This window comes from Pseudomonas sp. Yb2C2 (assembly GCF_052112325.1).
Classification (GTDB): domain Bacteria; phylum Pseudomonadota; class Gammaproteobacteria; order Pseudomonadales; family Pseudomonadaceae; genus Aquipseudomonas; species Aquipseudomonas marginalis.
Genome location: NZ_JAVAJK010000012.1, coordinates 42,338 through 61,128, shown reverse-complemented (window position 1 = coordinate 61,128; position 18,791 = coordinate 42,338). Strand labels below are relative to the sequence as shown.

Annotated in this window: 19 protein-coding genes; 10 read left to right on the top strand and 9 right to left on the bottom strand. The window is 62.9% G+C overall.

Annotation, left to right across the window (positions count from 1 at the left end; genetic code table 11):
* Window positions 1-35 precede the first annotated feature (35 nt).
* Window positions 36-902 (bottom strand): pirin family protein, encoded by an 867-nt coding sequence (locus tag Q8X51_RS17845; protein ID WP_065947273.1) that lies wholly within the window; start codon window positions 900-902, stop codon window positions 36-38.
* A 64-nt stretch (window positions 903-966) separates the two neighbouring features.
* Window positions 967-1,383, bottom strand: coding sequence for an OsmC family protein (locus Q8X51_RS17840; protein WP_065924497.1), 417 nt, complete (start codon window positions 1,381-1,383; stop codon window positions 967-969).
* Window positions 1,384-1,524: 141 nt separating this feature from the next.
* Between Q8X51_RS17840 and Q8X51_RS17835 the strand changes: the two genes are divergently transcribed.
* Entirely contained in the window at window positions 1,525-2,547 is a 1,023-nt protein-coding gene (locus tag Q8X51_RS17835) for an amidohydrolase family protein (protein WP_407694049.1), read from the top strand.
* A gap of 105 nt (window positions 2,548-2,652) precedes the next feature.
* Here Q8X51_RS17835 and fabB read toward each other — a convergent pair whose 3' ends face one another.
* From fabB to Q8X51_RS17810, 5 genes are all read right to left on the bottom strand, one after another.
* Window positions 2,653-3,873 (bottom strand): beta-ketoacyl-ACP synthase I, encoded by a 1,221-nt coding sequence (gene fabB / locus Q8X51_RS17830; protein WP_027607070.1) that lies wholly within the window; start codon window positions 3,871-3,873, stop codon window positions 2,653-2,655.
* 11 nt (window positions 3,874-3,884) lie between these two features.
* Window positions 3,885-4,400: a 3-hydroxyacyl-[acyl-carrier-protein] dehydratase FabA gene (fabA, locus tag Q8X51_RS17825; RefSeq protein ID WP_003210552.1), complete on the bottom strand. Its 516-nt coding sequence runs from the start codon at window positions 4,398-4,400 to the stop codon at window positions 3,885-3,887.
* A 249-nt stretch (window positions 4,401-4,649) separates the two neighbouring features.
* Window positions 4,650-6,551 carry an ATP-binding protein gene (locus Q8X51_RS17820; protein WP_407694050.1) on the bottom strand — a complete coding sequence of 634 codons (1,902 nt, stop codon included), beginning with the start codon at window positions 6,549-6,551 and terminating at the stop codon, window positions 4,650-4,652.
* Window positions 6,548-7,477 carry an ABC transporter substrate-binding protein gene (locus Q8X51_RS17815; protein WP_407694051.1) on the bottom strand — a complete coding sequence of 310 codons (930 nt, stop codon included), beginning with the start codon at window positions 7,475-7,477 and terminating at the stop codon, window positions 6,548-6,550. The genes Q8X51_RS17820 and Q8X51_RS17815 overlap by 4 nt, the downstream gene beginning before the upstream one ends.
* Before the next feature lies 1 nt (window position 7,478).
* A complete protein-coding gene (locus tag Q8X51_RS17810; protein ID WP_323146955.1) occupies window positions 7,479-9,599 on the bottom strand; it encodes a TonB-dependent receptor plug domain-containing protein in 2,121 nt (706 codons plus the stop codon).
* A gap of 195 nt (window positions 9,600-9,794) precedes the next feature.
* Here Q8X51_RS17810 and Q8X51_RS17805 point away from each other — a divergent pair, with 195 nt between their 5' ends.
* From Q8X51_RS17805 to Q8X51_RS17770, 8 genes are all read left to right on the top strand, one after another.
* A complete protein-coding gene (locus Q8X51_RS17805; RefSeq protein ID WP_065924502.1) occupies window positions 9,795-10,820 on the top strand; it encodes an NAD(P)H-dependent glycerol-3-phosphate dehydrogenase in 1,026 nt (341 codons plus the stop codon).
* A gap of 10 nt (window positions 10,821-10,830) precedes the next feature.
* Window positions 10,831-11,178, top strand: a complete 348-nt coding sequence (locus tag Q8X51_RS17800; protein ID WP_065939916.1) for a DUF4389 domain-containing protein — start codon at window positions 10,831-10,833, stop codon at window positions 11,176-11,178.
* Window positions 11,175-11,624, top strand: coding sequence for a phosphohistidine phosphatase SixA (gene sixA / locus Q8X51_RS17795; protein WP_065924504.1), 450 nt, complete (start codon window positions 11,175-11,177; stop codon window positions 11,622-11,624). Before Q8X51_RS17800 ends, sixA begins: the two co-directional genes overlap by 4 nt.
* A 118-nt stretch (window positions 11,625-11,742) precedes the next feature.
* Window positions 11,743-12,186: a hotdog fold thioesterase gene (locus Q8X51_RS17790; protein ID WP_065924505.1), complete on the top strand. Its 444-nt coding sequence runs from the start codon at window positions 11,743-11,745 to the stop codon at window positions 12,184-12,186.
* A gap of 97 nt (window positions 12,187-12,283) precedes the next feature.
* Window positions 12,284-13,087: an alpha/beta fold hydrolase gene (locus Q8X51_RS17785; protein WP_027607078.1), complete on the top strand. Its 804-nt coding sequence runs from the start codon at window positions 12,284-12,286 to the stop codon at window positions 13,085-13,087.
* On the top strand, window positions 13,084-13,938 hold the full coding sequence (locus Q8X51_RS17780) for an alpha/beta hydrolase (RefSeq protein ID WP_065924506.1): 855 nt from the start codon (window positions 13,084-13,086) through the stop codon (window positions 13,936-13,938). The genes Q8X51_RS17785 and Q8X51_RS17780 overlap by 4 nt, the downstream gene beginning before the upstream one ends.
* A 102-nt stretch (window positions 13,939-14,040) precedes the next feature.
* Window positions 14,041-14,859: a DUF4892 domain-containing protein gene (locus tag Q8X51_RS17775; protein ID WP_065924507.1), complete on the top strand. Its 819-nt coding sequence runs from the start codon at window positions 14,041-14,043 to the stop codon at window positions 14,857-14,859.
* A gap of 71 nt (window positions 14,860-14,930) precedes the next feature.
* Window positions 14,931-15,992: an AI-2E family transporter gene (locus Q8X51_RS17770; protein WP_065947278.1), complete on the top strand. Its 1,062-nt coding sequence runs from the start codon at window positions 14,931-14,933 to the stop codon at window positions 15,990-15,992.
* Here Q8X51_RS17770 and Q8X51_RS17765 read toward each other — a convergent pair.
* Window positions 15,989-17,026 carry a sensor histidine kinase gene (locus Q8X51_RS17765; RefSeq protein ID WP_065924509.1) on the bottom strand — a complete coding sequence of 346 codons (1,038 nt, stop codon included), beginning with the start codon at window positions 17,024-17,026 and terminating at the stop codon, window positions 15,989-15,991. The two genes, Q8X51_RS17770 and Q8X51_RS17765, sit on opposite strands and share 4 nt — an antisense overlap.
* On the bottom strand, window positions 17,026-17,790 hold the full coding sequence (locus tag Q8X51_RS17760) for a response regulator (protein WP_065924552.1): 765 nt from the start codon (window positions 17,788-17,790) through the stop codon (window positions 17,026-17,028). The genes Q8X51_RS17765 and Q8X51_RS17760 overlap by 1 nt, the downstream gene beginning before the upstream one ends.
* Window positions 17,791-18,049: 259 nt before the next feature.
* On the opposite strand from Q8X51_RS17760, the gene pyrF reads away from it, so the two are divergent.
* The gene (pyrF, locus tag Q8X51_RS17755) at window positions 18,050-18,748 is read left to right on the top strand and encodes an orotidine-5'-phosphate decarboxylase (RefSeq protein ID WP_065947279.1); all 699 of its coding nucleotides are present in this window, start codon (window positions 18,050-18,052) and stop codon (window positions 18,746-18,748) included.
* Window positions 18,749-18,791 lie beyond the last annotated feature (43 nt).

The following is an 18,791-nucleotide window of genomic DNA, read 5'->3' as shown; positions in this document are numbered from 1 at the left end:
CTGTTCCGGCGTCATCGGGGGCTTGCCCCCGATAGCTATCTCACCGGCAACTCAATTCTTTCAGTTTCACCCGGCACCGTCGGCCAATCCCCAGCGGCCCAGCGTTGCCTGGCCTGCTCGATCTTCAACGGATCGCTCGCGACAAAATTCCAATTGATCCGCCGTGGCCCATCCAGCGGTGCTCCGCCAAACACCACCAACTGGCAATCGCTCTCGGCGAACAGGGTCATTGCCTGCCCGGCCGGCAATACCACCAGGCTGTGCACCTCAAGCCGCTCACCCTCCAACTGGGCTTCACCCTCCAGCACATACACCGCGCGTTCCTCGTGCTCGTCAGGAATCAGCAGGGTCGTGGCCGTTTGCATGTGTACATCTGCATACAACGTAGGCGACAGCACCGGCACCGGTGATTTGAGGCAGAAGCCACTGCCGGCGATCAGGCGAATCCGCACGCCTAGGTTGTCACTCACCGGCAGGCTCGCTGCAGGGTGATGGCTGTAGTGTCCCGGCCCCGCTTCGTGGTCCTTGGGCGACGCCAGCCACACTTGCAGGCCATGCATGCTGAAACCGTGGGCCTTGAGTGCCTCGGGTGTGCGCTCGACATGGGCGATTGCACCGCCTGCAGTCATCCAGCTCACATCACCGGCCTCTACCACTTGATCCGACCCCAGGCTGTCCTTGTGCTGCAGTGCGCCTTCGAACAGATAGGTGAGGGTGGACAGGCCGATATGCGGGTGCTGGCGGATGTTCATGCCGCTGCCCGGTGCATAGCGGGTAGGCAGCATATGGTCGAAAAACACAAAGGGCCCGACGCTGCGACATTCCCGCGAGGGCAGCGGGCGCAGGATCGGCTGGCCTTCGACATCTTCGGGGCGTGGGCGGATCACGGTGAGGGTGGTCATGGTGCGTCCCAGTCTGAGCGGGTTGTAGGGTAATGAGCATAACCCGCTCGACGGGAGGTTGCCGCTATTGGCTGAACGCGCCTTCAGAGAGGCGGGTTTCGATGGTGACCTCGGCGGTGGTCATCAGCTTGTGTACCGGGCAGCGATCGGCCACACGGTGCAGCTCGTCGCGCTGTTCGTCGGTGAGTACGCCCTTGAGCGTCAGCTTGACGTTGAGCCTGTATTTGCCCTTTTGCTCTTCGCTGGCGTCGTGGGTGACTTCCACGGTCACGCCGGTCAGGGGGATGTCTTTTTTCTGGGCATAGAGCTTGACGGTCAGCGCCTTGCACGATGCCAGCGCGGCGTCGAAGTAATCGTGGGGGGAGGGCGCCGAGTCGTCACCACCCAGGCTCTTGGGCAGGTCGGTAAACAGCTCGTGGTTATTGATATTGACGCTGTGGCGGAAGTTGTCGGCGTTCAGCGTATTGACGGTAACAGGCATGGCAAACCTCACGGGGTGGCAGAAGGAAGGTCATGCAGTTATAGAGCATGCTGGCACGGGGGTGTTCCACATTTTTTTGCCGGCTGAACCCCGGTACGACACGCAAGGTCTACCGGTATTCGCCCTTATCGAGGTTATACCGTGCCCTGGACCCGCTTGAGTCTCGCCCTGTTGCTCGCCGCCAACAGTCTTGCCGCGCAGGCTCGCGACTATGCCTACAGCGATGCCCACCTGCATTACGTGGATTTCTTCCAGGAAACGGCGGGGATGGACACGTTGCTCAAGGCGATGGCAGAAAATCGCATCGAGCATGTCATGATTTCCGGCATTCCCGTCGCAAAGAAATGGCACGAAGACGAGCCCAAGCGCCCGCGCTACTACACCGGTGATGACGCTGATGCCTATTGGTACAGCGCCACGGACGTGATTGTTGCCGCAGCGGTAAATAAACTGACACCTGAACAGCGCCAGCACTTTCATCCATTTCTGTCCGGCTTCAACCCCAATGACAAGAATTCGGATGCCCATATCCAGCGCATGCTCGACCTCAACCCGGGGCTGTGGCAGGGCATCGGTGAAGTGTTTACCCGTCACGACGACCTTACCGCCCTCACATCGGGGGATACCCCGCGCGCCAACAACGAGGCCATGACGCGCATCTATCACCTGGCGGCGGAAAACGACTTGCCGGTGATGCTGCACTCCAACATCACCTCCAAGCGCGAGCGTAACCCGCTGTACCTCGCCGAAGTGGAAGAGCCGCTGCGCAACCACCCGCACACCCGCTTTATCTGGGCTCACGCCGGCACCAGCAAGGAAATTCACCGCCACCAGGTGCAAATGGACTTTTTGCTGCCCACCTTGAACCGTATGCTCGAGGCTTACCCCAACCTGTATATCGACCTGTCCTGGAGCATGCTCACGCCGTACTTGCTGGATGATGGGGGCAAGCCTCGGCCGGAGTGGGTAACGCTGGTGGAGCGCTTCCCGGAGCGCTTTATGCTGGGTTCGGATGTCGTCGGGCGTTTCAACAAGCTGGGTGAGGAAATGCACCGCTTTGATGTCTTCCTGGATGCATTGCCTGAGGACGTTGCCCACAAAGTGGCGAGGGACAACTTCCTGGCCATCCTGCCTAAACCTCGCGGCGATGAGGGTGCGCGTTGATATTGCGTTTTCGTCTCACGCAAATGCGGTTGCGGTCTCAAATCCCGTCGCCCATAAAAAAGCCCCGAACCAGTCGGGGCTTTTCATGTGATCAACCTGCGGGGCTCACTTACCCTGCCAGCGTTTCAGCACCAGGGTGGCGTTAGTGCCACCGAAGCCGAAGCTGTTGCTCATCACGGTGTCGACTTTGACGTTTTCAACCGTCTTGGTCAGGATCGGCATATCGGCGACGACCGGGTCGATCTCGTCGATGTTGGCCGAACCGGCCATGAAGTTGCCTTCCATCATCAGCAGGCAGTAGATCGCTTCGTGAACGCCGGCGGCGCCCAGGGAGTGACCCGACAGGCTCTTGGTGGAGCTGATGGCTGGGGCTTTGTCGCCGAATACCGCGCGTACACCTTCCATTTCCTTGGCGTCGCCGACCGGAGTCGAGGTGCCGTGGGTGTTCAGGTAGTCGATCGGGGTATCCACGGTGGACATGGCCATCTGCATGCAACGGATGGCGCCTTCACCGCTTGGCGCAACCATGTCGTAGCCATCGGAAGTGGCGCCGTAGCCGACGATTTCCGCGTAGATCTTGGCGCCACGGGCCAGGGCGTGCTCCAGCTCCTCGACCACCACCATGCCGCCACCGCCGGCGATGACGAAACCGTCACGCTTGGCATCGTAGGCGCGGGAGGCCTTTTCCGGGGTTTCGTTGTACTGGGTGGACAGGGCGCCCATGGCGTCGAACAGGAACGACTGGCTCCAATGTTCTTCTTCGCCGCCGCCGGCGAACACGATGTCCTGCTTGCCCAGTTGGATCTGCTCGACGGCGGTACCGATGCAGTGTGCACTGGTGGCGCATGCGGAGGAGATCGAGTAGTTCACGCCCTTGATCTGGAACGGCGTGGCCAGGCAGGCCGAAACGGTGCTGCCCATGGTCCGCGTGACACGGTACGGGCCAACGCGCTTCACGCCTTTTTCGCGCAGGATGTCCAGCGCTTCCATCTGGTTGAGGGTCGATGCGCCGCCGGAGCCGGCGATCAGGCCGGTGCGTACGTTCGATACCTGGTCTTCGCTCAGGCCGGAGTCGGCGATGGCGTCTTTCATGGCCAGGTAGGCATAGGCGGCAGCGTGGCCCACGAAGCGATAGATCTTGCGATCGATCAGTTCTTCGAGGGGCAGGTCGATGGAGCCGGAAACCTGGCTACGCAGACCCATTTCGGCATATTCCGGGTTGAAGCGGATGCCAGGGCGACTTGCACGCAGGTTAGCGGTGACGGTCTCTTTGTCATTGCCCAGGCAAGAAACGATGCCCAGACCAGTGATAACGACGCGGCGCATGCGGATAACCCTTAAAAGTTGTCAGTGGAAGTAAATACGCCGACCCGAAGGCCTTCGGCAGTATAGATCTCGCGACCGTCGACAGTCACCGAACCGTCGGCGATGGCCAGGTTCAGCTTGCCCTTGAGGACGCGCTTGATTTGAATGTTGTAGGTGACTTTCTTGGCGGTCGGCAGGACCTGGCCGAAGAACTTCACTTCGCCCGAACCCAGGGCGCGGCCACGGCCTGGCAGGCCTTGCCAGCCCAGGTAGAAGCCGACCAGTTGCCACATGGCGTCGAGGCCCAGGCAGCCAGGCATGACAGGGTCACCTTCGAAGTGACAGGCGAAGAACCACAGGTCCGGGGTGATATCCAGCTCGGCGACCAATTCACCTTTGCCGTACTTGCCACCCTCTTCGCTGATATGGGTGATGCGATCCACCATCAGCATGTTCGGGGCGGGCAGTTGCGCGTTACCTGGGCCGAACAGCTCACCGCGACTGCAGCGCAGCAGGTCTTCCCGAGTAAAGGCGTTTTGTTTGGTCATGCGAGCTCCTCAATAATCCCATGCGGCAGGGTAGGGCAAATCTTCCCGAACCGAATGAAGCGTTCATGCCTCATGTCGGCAGCCTACACATAGACTATTGCGTTGTAGTGAAAGTCACAGCGGCAAGGTACTGAATGTACACTTGTTCACTGAAATTTTAAACCGAGCCTGTTTATGGGCCCGTTCGGGTGCCTAAGACTGCCGCACTTTCGTCTTTCACGCCAGTCGGAGTTGGCTAGTGGCGCGCCGCTATTGCACCCAGCGCTGCAGGATTTGCTGCAGATCCGTGCGTTTGAACGGCTTGGCCAGGTAATCGTTCATTCCAGCCGCAAGGCAGGCTTCCCGGTCGCCCTGCAAGGCGTTGGCCGTCAGGGCGATGATCGGCAGGTCGGCGCAGCCGGGCAGTTGGCGAATCTGCCGGGTGGCTTCATAACCGTCGATCAAGGGCAGGCGACAATCCATCAGGATCGCGGTGAATATCAGGCTCTCGGCACTGCGGATCGCCTCGGCGCCATCGGTGGCCAGGCTGACTTCAAAGCCCAGGCTGCGCAGCATGGCTTCGACCACGGCGCGGTTGACCGGATTGTCCTCCACCAGCAACACATGGCGACCCTCGCCGGCGCTGTGCTTGCCCTCGGCATCCAGGGCGATCGACGGCTGGCTGTGGGGGTCGATGGCCAGCGGGATCTCCAGGGTAAACACCGAGCCACGGCCTTCTTCGCTCTGCGCGCGCAGCGTGCCACCCATGCGTTCGGCCAGGGTACGGGCGATGGGCAGCCCGAGACCGGTACCGCCGTAACGTCTTGAAATGGAACTGTCGGCCTGCTGGAACGCATCGAACATCAATTCCAGGCGCTCGGCGGAAATCCCGATGCCGCTGTCACGCACGGTGCAGGTGAACCACACCAACTCATGGTCGAGCACCTGCCAATGGGGCTCGACGCTGACGGTGCCGTATTCGGTGAACTTCAAGGCATTGCCGATCAGGTTCACCAGGATCTGGCGGATCCGCGTCGGATCGCCCTGTACCCGCAGTGCGTCCATGCCGGGCGGGATCGGCAGCTTGAGCGCCAGCCCGCACTGCTGGGCGCTGTGCTGGAAGGCCTGGGCGCAACTGTTGATCAGGTCGGCCAGGTTGAAGGGGATATGTTCCAGCTCCAGGGCCGCGCGTTCGATGCGCGAGAAGTCGAGAATGTCGTTGATCACCTTGAGCAAATGCTCGGTGGATTCGGAGGCCAGCGCCGCGTATTCGGTCTGTTCCTCGGTCATGTCGGTGGTTTCCAGCAGTTGTAGCATGCCCAGTACACCGTTCATCGGCGTGCGCAGTTCGTGGCTCATCATGGCCAGGAAGTCTGACTTGGCGTTGTTGGCCCGCTCGGCCTCTTCGCGGGTCTGGATCAACTGGGCCATGGCCTGCTGTTGTTCGCGGCTGGCCTGGTTGAGGCCTTCGGCGAGGTTGTTGATATGTCGCGACAGGTCGCCCAGCTCCGAGTCATCCACAATCGGCAGCGGCGTCTTGTAGTCGCCCTGCTGGATGGCCTTGACCGCATTGCCCATGGCGCTGATCGGTTGCGACAGGCTCGCCGCCAGGCGCCGGGCGAGCAGGAACGTAAACAGCAGGGCGAACAGCGCGAGGATACCGGCCTTGAACAGGATCTCCTGCTGGCGCTGGCTGAAGGCGTCATTGGACATGCCGACGATCACCCGGCCCAGATAGTCCGCGCGGGGGGCCTTGGGTTCGTTAAGGTTGTCCTGGAAAAAGTCGTTGCCCAACTGGATATGCTGCAGGCGGATCGGCGCCTGGAACACTTTGACCGACAGCGCGCGGTCGTGTTTCTCCGCGGGTTGCTCGACGTACACCAGGATATTTTCGCTGCTGTCCTGAATCTCCAGGAAGCGCACATGGGGCGTGGCCAGCGTGGCGCGCAGCAGGCTGTCGAGCACATCGTTGTTGCCCGAGATCACCCCATATTCGGTGGCGGGTGCCAGTTGGTTGGCGATCAATTGGCCGGTGTGGTCCAGTTCCTGGCGCAGGTCCTGGATACGCACGAAGGTGAAGAAGCTGATCAACAGCAACGTCAGCAACAGCGCCGGGCCCAGGGTTATGAGCTGGGTGCGGGTATTGATGTCCCAACGACGACGCAAGGTCATGGGCGTTTTTCTCCTTCGGCCATTCGGGCGGCGACGCTGGCTTCGTCCACCTGTTCGATGCCCAGTGAGCGTGCGACCTGCGCGTTGCCCACGACTTTGAAGTGGTCTGGGTACAGCCCGCGTGGCCAAGCGGCCGGCGGCTGGTCGAGCAAACGATCGAGTACCGCCAGCCAATCGTCCTGGTCGCTGTAGGTGCTGGCGAGGCTGCCGGCGCGCACAAACCCTGCATTGGGCCCGAACAGCGGCAATTGCTGGGCGTAGCTGCTCAGCAGCAGGTTTTTAGCGGTCTTCGGGTTGTACAGCTGCGGGTCATCGAGGCCGAGCAGCACGTCGCTGTTCCTGAACAGGGTTTGCAGCGGGCGACTGTCGTTAGTGTTGTCCCAGCGCTGCGGCACGATCTCCAACTCCAGGGCCGCCGCGTGCTGGCGCAATTCGGGCAGCAGGAATTCACTGTCGGTGCCGTAGAGCACACCGATGCGCCGTGCCTGGGGCAGGACGCTGCTGATCAGGCGCAGCTGCCGCTCCAGCGGCGGGTCGCTCCACAACAGGCTGACCCGCGCGTGCCGTGAGGCCTCCGGGCGCTGATGGGCTTGTAGCCGACTGATGCGCAGTACCAGCGTCGGCGGCCCTTGGGTATCCCGCAGGCGCCAGTCGAGGCCGGGCAGGTCGAGCAGGATCAGGCGCGTGCCGGCGGGCAGGTGGCTGGGTGCCGGCAAGGCCGCAAGGGACGTGAAGGTGACGCGGTCTTCGGGGCGTTGCCGGGCCAGCGCCTGGGTAAAGGCCTGCACCCCGGCGCCGTCTTCGGCGGCGGTCAGCAGGATCTCGGCGCTCCACGCCGGTGCGCACAGCAACAGGCCGGCCAGCAGCCCGGCAAGTCGCCGCAACTTATAGATAAAGAAGGAGGTCATCCGTGACGAGTCGCCCATCTCAGAACTCCAGCTCCGCGCTGAAGTAGAGTACGTGACGATGGTCGTAAGTGTTGTCGGCCCAGGTGGTGGGCTGGTTATCGAGGCGTTGTTGCAACATGCCGGCCAGCTCCACGTTGGCTTTGCCCAGGGCAATGCGCTTGGCCACCCGCAGGTCGACCCGTTCGAAACGATATTGGTTGAGTGCGTCGTCGCCATAGTAGAACAGCGCGCTGGACCAACCTTGGCCCCATTCGCGCAACCAGCCGGCCGAGCCACTGTTACGTGCGGTCTGTGCTTTGTCCAGTGGGTTGCTGGTGGTGGCGTCGACATACGCGTAAGTCAGCCGCAGGCGGTCGGCGTTGCTCACGCGCCAGTCGAACTGGGACTCGGCGCCGGTGAAGCGTGAGCTGTTGGCGTTGCTGGCAATGTACTGGTTATTGCGCAGCGGCGAGCTGATCATGTCGGTGATTTCGTCGTAGAACACCTTCACGTCCATGTTCAGCCCGATGTCGGCAAAGAAGCCGTTGTAGCCCAGTTCCCGCGAGCGCATCAGTTCTTTGTCGAGGTTGCCCGGGCCCCGCGTCTTCACGAAGTACTGTCCGGAACTCTGCCCATAGGTCGGTGAGCTGAGGTTGGTGACGCGGTAGCTCCAGTTGACATTGTTCTCGAACATGTCCGGCGAACGGATGGCTTCCGAGTACACCGCGCGCAAGCCGTGGCGCGGGTTGATCAAATAGTTGACCGCCACCCTTGGCGTCAGCGAATGGCCGCTCAGGTGCGTGTCTTCGAACATGGCGCCGCCTTGCAGCAGCCAATGTTCACTGGCGCGCCATTCCAACTGGCCGAACAGGCGCCAGGTGGTGTCGTCCAGGGTGCCGTTGAAGTAGGTATCGGAGTCGGCGCGGTCGTAGCGGTAATTCATGCCGCTGACCAGGCGCAGGCTGTCGGACAGGCTGAGGGTGTCCTGGATTTCCACATCGTAGCGGCTTTCGCGGGTGCTCTGGTCGATGTCGCCGCATACGCTCTGGTTGGCGCCGTTGCGCCACTGGTCCAGTACCTGGTTGGCCAAGGCTTGTTCGGCGGCGCTGCCCGGTGGCGCGGTGCCCTGGCTGTAGGTGTCCATATGCCGGGCCAGCCGTTCGGCATAGTTGGGGTTGAGCTGCCACAACTGGGTCAGCTCGGGGCTGAACGAGACCTTGGCGTCACAGGCCTTCCAGATTTGCCGGCGGTCCCACTGCTGGGCCGAGCCTTGGATATACAGGCTGTGCTCTGGGTTGAAATCAAAGTTCCAGCGCAGGGAACCGGCGTAGTCCTTGGCCGTGACATCGGAATTGTCGCCGCCCTCGGTAATCCCGGCGAATACGGGGGTGTAGGTGTAAGGGCGCTGGTTGGTGCCTTCCTTGGCATTCAGTTGCCAGTCGATACTCTGTTGCGCGTTCAAGGTCTGGCTCACTGCCAGGCTGAAGCGGTTGAGGCGACGGCCGTCTCGGCGGTCGGCGCCAACGGCATCGCTGTCAAAGCCATCGTCCTGTTGCCCGGACAGCGACAGGCGCAGATCGCCGGTTTCCCAGCCCACGCCCTGGCTGGCATAAAAGTCATTGATACCGCGCTCACCGCGAATCACCTTCACCCGGGAGCCATGGCTGTTGGCCGGTGAGCGCGTGAGGATATTGACCACCGCCATCAAGGCATTCGCCCCGTAGCTGACGGTATTGGGGCCGCGGAAGACCTCGATGCGCTCGATGTCTTCCATCGCCACCGGAATGTCGCTCCAGTCCACCGTGGCCAGGCCGGCGCGGTACACCGAACGCCCGTCGATCAATACTTGCATGCGGCGCGCATCGCTGGCGCTGGTGCCGTGGTAGTTCACCGCCGCCTGGTTGCCGGTGGTGTAGCCGACCATCATCCCCGGCACCAGGCGCAGCAGCTCGCTGATATCCCTTGCGCCGCTGGCCTTGATCAACTCGCTGTCGATCACGGTCATGCTGCCCGGCACGGCGGCGGCCGATTGCTTGAGGCGCGTGGCGGTCAATACCTGCGGCAGCGGCTGGCTGTCGAGGAACAGGTCGTCAGCCAGCGCAGGTGCACTGCACAACAGCATAAGCAGTAGAGATGAACGGGAAGGAGGGCCCAAATACACGACATGGCCTTGATAGTGACGGATAGCCGTCCATGTTAACCGAGGCGAGGCTATTTGCCAGTCGCCGCCCTTGCAATTCCGTCCCACAGGCGTGGCATTTCCCGACAGGCCCACGATTTGATACGGGGGCTGGCCGCAAGCGGGTCGCCCCGTATAATGCCGCCATCGCCACTGGTATGGATTAACGGATTGCATATGACTGAACAGCGCCCTATTGCGGTCCTGGGAGGCGGAAGTTTTGGTACCGCCGTGGCTAACCTGCTGGCCGAGAACGGTCATGCGGTGCGCCAGTGGATGCGCGATCCCGAGCAGGCCGAGGCCATTCGCGTACACCGCGAAAACCCGCGTTACCTTAAAGGCATCAAGATTCATCCGGCGGTCGAGCCGGTCACCGACCTGTTGGCCACCCTGGCGGACTGCGACCTGTGCTTTGTTGCGCTGCCTTCCAGCGCCTTGCGCGCGGTGCTGGCGCCCCATGCCGAGCGCCTGGCGGGCAAGCTGCTGGTCAGCCTGACCAAGGGCATCGAGGCGCAGACCTTCAAGTTGATGAGCGAAATCCTCGCCGAGATCGCCCCCCAGGCGCGCATTGGCGTGCTGTCCGGGCCGAACCTGGCGCGGGAAGTCGCCGAGCACGCGCTGACCGCCACGGTGATCGCCAGCGAGGATGAGGCGTTGTGCGAGCGCGTCCAGGCGGTGCTGCATGGCCGGACCTTCCGCGTGTACGCCAGTGGCGACCGCTTTGGCGTGGAACTGGGCGGGGCGCTGAAAAACGTCTACGCGATCATCGCCGGCATGGCGGTGGCGCTGGGCATGGGCGAAAACACCAAGAGCATGCTGATTACCCGTGCCCTGGCGGAAATGACCCGCTTCGCGGTGAACCAGGGCGCCAACCCCATGACCTTCCTGGGCCTGGCCGGCGTGGGCGACTTGATCGTCACCTGCTCGTCGCCGAAAAGCCGCAACTACCAGGTGGGTTTCGCCCTGGGCCAGGGCCTGAGCCTGGAAGACGCGGTGACGCGCCTGGGTGAAGTGGCCGAAGGGGTCAACACCCTCAAGGTGCTCAAGGCCAAGGCCCAGGAAGTCGGCGTGTACATGCCGCTGGTCGCCGGGCTGCACGCGATCCTGTTTGAAGGGCGCACCTTGAACCAGGTCATCGAGTTGCTGATGCGGGCCGAGCCCAAAACCGACGTCGACTTTATTTCCACCAGTGGTTTCAACTGAGGAACGCGCCATGAACGATCCAAAAGCAGCCCCCAAGTACGAGTCCATTGTCCTGCGCATCCTGTGGATGCTGGTGTTTGCCCTGGTGTGGCAGGTGGCGCAGTTCCTGCTCGGCGCATTGGTGGTGGTGCAGTTGATCTACCGCCTGGTCTACAGCGCGCCGAACCTGGGCCTGATGAACTTCGGCGACAGCCTCAGCCAGTTTCTTGCCCAGATCGGCCGCTTTGGCAGCTTCCACACCGAGCAGAAGCCCTGGCCGTTCGCCGACTGGCCAACCCCGCGCGCTCCCGAGGGCGAAGCCGCCCACAGCGTGCCGCCGGCGCCGCACCCGGTGCGGGATGAGGAGCCGAAGCTATGAAGGTGTGGGTCTTGCGTCACGGTGAGGCCGAGGCGCATGCCCGCACGGATGCCGAGCGCAACCTCACCGAACATGGCCGCGCCGAGGTGTTGCGCAGTGCGGCGCACCTGATCGGCCAGCCGCTCAGCGCGATCATTGCCAGCCCGTACGTGCGTGCGCAGCAGACGGCACAGCTGGTGCGGGACGCGTTGGGTTTTGCGCCGGACATCCGCACGGTGCCTTGGCTCACGCCGGAGGGCAATCCGCTGGAGGTCCTGAGCAAGCTCGACAGTGATGACAACGTGCTGCTGGTCAGTCATCAGCCCCTGGTCGGCAGCTTGATCAGTTTTCTGCAGCATGGCCATCAGCGCCAGCCGCAGCCGATGTCCACCGCCAGCCTGGCAGAGCTTGAGGGCGACTTCCCGCTGGCGGGGTTGATGAGCCTGGTCAGCGTGAAGAATCCGTAGGCTACCGCCAGGCCACAGAGGATCGGGTCTTATGTCCGTCGCTTTTCGTTGGAGCGAGCGCAGCGAGGCAGTTGTGTGGCAGGATTAGGGCCGTAATAAAACTAATAAGGACAATTCCATGAGCTTGTGGCGCACCCAACCGAATATCGAGCAACTCAATGCCGGCCAGAAAAACACCATCGGTGAACTGCTGGACATCCGTTTTGAAAGCTTCGACGAGGAATCCCTCACCGCCAGCATGGTGGTCGACCACCGCACTCACCAGCCCTACGGCCTGCTGCATGGCGGTGCGTCGGTGGTTCTGGCCGAGAGCGTCGGCTCCGTGGCGGCCTATTTGTGCATCGACCCGAGCAAGTTCTATTGCGTGGGCCTGGAGGTCAACGCCAATCACCTGCGCGGTGTGCGCAGCGGGCGGGTGACGGCGGTGGCCAAGGCGATCCATATCGGCCGCACCACCCAGGTCTGGGACATTCGCCTGACCACCGATGACGGCAAGTGCAACTGTGTCTCACGGCTGACCATGGCCGTGGTGCCTTTGGGCGAAACCCCTCCGGCGCGATAGGTGTGGCGTGAGTGTCATCATTCCTGGCAGTTACAGTCATTGCTGTGGGGCTTGGGCCTGGTGACAATCAATCTCGGTTTTTGCAGATGGATCCGCTATGTCGCAGCACGTGTTTTTTGCCCACGCCAATGGCTTCCCCTCGGCCACCTACGGCAAGCTGTTTGCCGCCCTGGCCCCGGAGTATGCGGTGGCTCACTTGCCGCAACACGGTCACGACCCCAGGTTTCCAGTGGACGATAACTGGCAGAACCTGGTGGACGAGTTGATCCATCATCTGGAGCAGCAACCGCAGCCCGTCTGGGGCGTGGGCCACTCCCTGGGTGGCGTGCTGCATTTGCACGCGGCCCTGCGCTGCCCGCAGCTGTATCGCGGGGTAGTGATGCTCGATTCGCCGGTATTGACCCGCGCCGACCGTTGGGTGATCCGCGCCGCCAAGCGCTTCGGTTTTATCGACCGCCTCACACCGGCCGGCCGTACCCTGGGCCGTCGTGAGGAATTCAGCGACCTGGACGCCGCGCGCAGCTACTTCGCCGGCAAGACCCTGTTCCGAGGCTTCGACCCGGAATGCTTCGACGCCTACCTGCAACACGGCCTGTACCAGGCGGGTGATCGCCTGCGCCTGCGTTTCGACCCGGCCACCGAAATCAGCATCTACCGGGGCGTGCCCCACACCAGTCCCGGTCAGGTGCGCCAATTGAAAGTGCCGCTGGCGGTGGTGCGCGGTCGCCAGAGCCGCGTGGTGATGCGTCACCACGCCAGCGGCGTCGACCGTCTGCCCATGGGCGAAATGCTCACCATGCCCGGCGGCCATATGTTTCCCCTCGAACGCCCCCAGGACACCGCGACCTTGATCAAGACCCTGTTCGCCCGCTGGGAAGCCCGGGAGCGCAGCTGCGCATGAGCACACCCGTCGAAGAGGTTCGCCTGAGCCTGCCGCACATTGAGTTGGCGGCCCATCTGTTTGGCCCCGAGGACGGTTTGCCGGTGATCGCCCTGCATGGCTGGCTGGACAATGCCAACAGCTTTGCACGCCTGGCGCCGAAGCTTGCGGGTTTGCGTATCGTGGCGCTGGACATGGCCGGCCATGGGCATTCGGCGCATCGTCCTACAGGTGCCGGTTATGCCTTGTGGGATTACGTCCACGACGTGCTGCACGTTGCCGAGCAACTGGGCTGGAAACGTTTTGCATTACTCGGCCACTCCCTCGGCGCCATCGTGTCCCTGGTGCTGGCCGGTGCCTTGCCGGAACGGGTGACGCACCTGGGTTTGATTGACGGCGTGATCCCGCCCACTGCCAGCGGTGAGAACGCCGCCGAGCGCCTGGGCATGGCCTTGCAGGCGCAATTGAATCTGCAGGATAAGCGCAAGCCGGTCTACACCACCCTCGACCGGGCGGTTGAGGCGCGTATGAAAGGTCTGGTCGCCGTGAGCCGTGAAGCCGCGGAACTGCTGGCCCAGCGCGGTTTGATGCCGGTGCCGGGCGGTTATACCTGGCGCTCGGACAGTCGCCTGACCCTGGCATCGCCGATGCGCCTGACCGATGAGCAGGCGATGGCTTTCGTGCGCCGCGTGGGTTGCCCTACGCAGTTGGTGGTCGCCGCCGATGGCATGTTGGCGAAACATCCCGAATTGCTTTCCCAGCTACCCTTTACGGTAACCACGTTGCCGGGTGGCCATCATTTACACCTGAATGATGAGCCTGGTGCGGTCCTTGTTGCAGACTGTTTCAATCGGTTCTTCTCCGCGCCTTGACTTGGGGCGGTCAACTGCCGAGGCTGGGCGGATTGAAAGGGAGTCAACCATGAACCAACTCAACACTGCTGCGACCTCCGATGGCCAGGGCTCACCGATCCGATGAGCCTGCGTAAAGGATGTATACGTGCCCTCGGACTGTGCTGTTTCAGCCCCTTGGTGTTCGCCGCCGATGTGCCGGGAAGCCAGGACCTGCCTGCCGTGGCCCGTCAGGTCGACGCACAGATCGTCGATTACCGTCCCGCTGAAGAAAAGGAACGCATCTACCCCATGGGGGCGATCCGCAAGATCAGTGGCCAGTTGCGTTATGAGGGCCAGGCCACCGCCCGTGGGCAAGCCACAGCGATTACCTACGAGCTGCCTGCCGAACACACCTCCAGTGCTGCGTTCACGTCGACGCGCGAAGCGTTGCAGGCCAACGGCGCGCAGTTGTTGTTCTGGTGCCAGGCCCGCGATTGCGGTGAAAGCAGCCTGTGGGCCAACGAAGTGTTCGGTAATGCCAAGCTGGTAGGTGCCGACGGCCAGCAGGAATACCTGCTGCTGCGTCTCGCCGCCCCGCAGGAAAACTCCCTGGTGGCCATCTACGGCATCACCCGAGGCAACCGTCGTGCCTACCTGCATGTGGAGCAGTTGGATGCCGGCGCACCGCTGGGCGACCTGCTGCCCACCTCGGCCACCTTGTTGCGCGAGCTGAAAAGCACCGGTGAGCTGGATTTCCCCGCGCTTGGCGGCGACCCCGACGACACCTGGCTGACCCTGATTTCCCGGGGCTTGAACCTCGATACGACCTTGCGCGTCAGCCTGACCGGCCCGAAAGCCGAAGCCTGGCGCCAGGCTTTGGTCGACAAAGGCGTGCGCGCCGCGCGCCTGGAAACCGGCAGCACTGAAACCAAAGGCCTGCACCTGCATCTGATACGCTGACCGCAACAGGGCGAACGGACCCGTGCCGTTCGCCTAAGCTCTCTTCCTACAGCCTTTTCTAGAGATACCCCATGCTCAATAACGATCGCCTGCTGGTGCAAATCCTGCTGCTGGTGCTGTTTGGTGCCAGCTTCTGGGTGATGGCGCCGTTCTGGTCGGCGCTGTTCTGGGGGGCGGTGCTGGCGTTTGCCAGTTGGCCGCTGATGGTGCTGCTGACCCGCGCGCTGGGTGGCCGTGAATCCCTGGCCGCCGGCATCCTGACCCTGGGCTGGATGTTGCTGGTGGCGGTGCCGCTGGTATGGCTGGGGTTCAATCTCGCGGACCATGTGCGCGATGCCGTGGCGTTGATCAAGGATATTCAGGTCGATGGGCTGCCCGAGGCGCCAGCCTGGTTGGGGGCGATTCCCTTTGTGGGGGAACGCCTGGTCGGCATGTGGAACAGCATCGACGAGCAGGGCGCGGCGCTGATGGTCAGCCTCAAGCCGTACCTGGGGCAGGTGGGCAATTGGCTGTTGGCGCGCAGTGCGCAGATCGGCGGCGGCATCCTCGAACTGACCCTGAGCCTGGTGTTCGTGTTCTTTTTTTATCGTGATGGGCCGCGTCTGGCGATGTTCGTGCATCGCTTGCTGGAACGACTGATCGGTGACCGTGCCGGTTACTACATCGAACTGGTGGCCGGTACGGTGCAGCGGGTGGTCAACGGTGTGATCGGCACTGCCGCCGCCCAGGCCCTGCTGGCACTGATCGGCTTCCTGATCGCCGGCGTGCCGGGTGCGTTGGTGCTGGGGATCGTGACGTTCCTGCTCAGCCTGATCCCGATGGGCCCGCCGCTGGTATGGATCCCGGCCACGGCCTGGCTGGCGTGGAAAGGCGACTACACCTATGCGGTGTTCCTTGGCGTGTGGGGGACGTTCATCATCAGCGGCGTGGACAACGTGCTCAAGCCCTACCTGATCAGCCGTGGCGGCAACCTGCCGCTGGTGATCGTGTTGCTCGGGGTCTTCGGCGGCTTGATTGCCTTTGGCTTTATCGGCCTGTTTATCGGCCCGACCCTGCTGGCCGTGGCCTACAGCCTGCTGATGGATTGGAGCGCAACCCAGGCCCAGGTTCGGCGTGAAGACAAGCCCCTTTAAGCCCTGGGCAACCACATCACGGCGGTCAAGCCGCCGCCTGGGGTCTCTTCCAGGCTCAGGCGGCCGCCCAGGCGCTCCGCGGCTTCCTTGGAAATGGTCATGCCCAGGCCAACGCCGCCGGAATTGCGGTTACGCGAGCCTTCCAGCCGATAGAACGGCTCGAACACCGCCTCACGCTTATCGGGCGCAATCCCCGGCCCGTGGTCGATCACACGGATGACCAGCGCTTCGCGGCTGTCCTCCAGCTCCACGCGGGCGGTGCCGGCATAACGCAAGGCGTTGTCGATCAGGTTGTTGAGGCATGAGCGCAGGGCCATCGGTTGCACCTGCAAGGGCAGGCAGCTGCCCGCACATTGCACATCGGAGCCTTGGTCCTGGGCGTTTTCACTCATGGACTCCACCAGCGCCTGCACATCCAGCCAATGCCGGGTTTCACTGGTGCGCTGTTCGTGCAGGTAGCTCAGGGTGGCGTCGAGCATGTCGATCATGTCGTTCAGGTCCTGGCGCATCTGGCCCTGCAGCCGGGTGTCCTCGATCTGCTCCAGGCGCAGCTTGAGGCGGGACAGCGGGGTGCGCAGGTCATGGGAGACGGCGCCGAGCATGCGCGCGCGTTGGCTGACCTGCTCGCGAATACGCCTTTGCATCAGGTTGAAGGTCGAGGCGGCCTGCCGTGCTTCCCTCGGGCCGGATTCATCGAGGGGTGGGCTGTCGAGGTCCAGGCTCAAGCGTTCCGCCGCTTCACTCAGGCGCTGTATCGGCCGGCTCAGCAGTTTGGCACCGTACCAGGCCGCGATAATCAACGAGACGAATTGAAAGGTCAGGGGCACCACCGGGCCGCCAAACCAGGGGCGTGGGTGCTTGTCGCGCATCGGCGCCAGGGTCCCGTCCGGCTGCTCGATAAATCGCTCAGGAGGGGGCGGCGGCGGTTGGCCGTAGTGGTGAAACCAGAAGAACGCCAGCCCATGGGCCAGCACAATCGCCACCAGTAACACGCCGAACAGCCGACCGAACAGCGTGTTGAAGGGCGCGCGCATCAGCCAATATCCCGGGCGTCGAACAGGTAGCCTTCGCCGCGCACGGTCTTGATCAACTGCGGTGCCTTGGGGTCATCCCCGAGTTTTTGCCGCAGGCGCGACACCAGCAAGTCGATACTGCGATCAAAGGCCTCTATCGAGCGGCCACGGGCGGCATCAAGCAGCTGCTCCCGACTCAGCACCCGGCGCGGGCGTTCGATAAACACCCACAACAGGCGGAATTCCGCGTTGGACAGCGGCACCACCAGGCCATCGTCGGCCACCAATTGACGCAACACGCTGTTGAGGCGCCAGTTGTCGAAGCGGATATTCGCGCGCTGTTCGGTGCGGTCATCGCGCACGCGGCGCAGGATGGTCTGGATCCGCGCTACCAGTTCACGGGGTTCGAAGGGCTTGGACATGTAGTCGTCGGCCCCCAGTTCCAGGCCGATGATGCGGTCGGTGGGCTCGCAGCGGGCGGTGAGCATCAGGATCGGGATATCCGATTCGGCGCGCAGCCAGCGGCACAGGGTCAGGCCGTCTTCCCCCGGCAGCATCAGGTCGAGTACCACCACATCATAGGTTTCGGCTTGCATGGCCAGGCGCATCGCGGCGCCGTCGGTCACGCCGGTGGCGAGGATATTGAAGCGTGCCAGGTAGTCGATCAGCAATTCGCGGATCGGCACATCGTCGTCGACGATCAGCGCACGGGTGTTCCAGCGCTTGTCATCGGCGACCACCGCGCCTTTTTGCTCGTCGTTCACGGGGACGGAAGGGGTATGCATAGTGCGATCATCTGCCTGGTTGTTACGGTCAGCATAGGCGCCCAGCCCCATGGCTGGTAGTGCTGGTCGGTGGGTCGTGCGGGCGAGGCTAGCGGCAGGGCGTGTTGTGGGCATGTCATGAATGTATCAGCTTTGAAATAATCATCTGGAATGCCTGGCTGATGGCGGTTGGTCAGTATTTACCGATCATCGGATCCCGCAACGGCGCTGCTTGCGCTACAATCCGCGCCGATTTCGACTTGCCTGAGAGCCCATTCCAATGTCCGCCTGCCAGACTCCTATCATCGTCGCCCTGGATTACCCCACCCGTGACGCCGCACTGAAGCTGGCTGACCAGTTGGACCCCAGGCTTTGCCGGGTCAAGGTCGGCAAGGAACTGTTCACCAGCTGCGCCGCGGAAATCGTCGGCACCCTGCGTGACAAAGGCTTCGAGGTGTTCCTCGACCTGAAATTCCACGACATCCCCAACACCACCGCCATGGCGGTCAAGGCTGCGGCCGAGATGGGCGTGTGGATGGTCAACGTACACTGCTCCGGCGGCCTGCGCATGATGACCGCCTGCCGCGAAGTGCTGGAACAGCGCAGCGGCCCCAAGCCGTTGCTGATCGGCGTGACCGTGCTGACCAGCATGGAGCGCGAGGACCTGGCGGGCATTGGCCTGGATATCGAGCCTCAGGAGCAGGTGCTGCGCCTGGCCGCCCTGGCGCAGAAAGCCGGCCTTGATGGCCTGGTGTGCTCGGCGCTGGAAGCCCAGGCCTTGAAAACTGCCCATCCGTCGTTGCAATTGGTGACCCCGGGGATTCGCCCTGCGGGCAGTGCCCAGGACGACCAGCGCCGCATCCTGACCCCGCGCCAGGCACTGGACGCGGGTTCCGACTACCTGGTGATCGGCCGTCCGATCAGCCAGGCGGCGGATCCGGCCAAGGCGTTGGCGGCGGTAGTCGCCGAGATCGCCTGATCGATGCGCGTTCCCACGTTCGCGTGGGAACGCGCGGATCTGC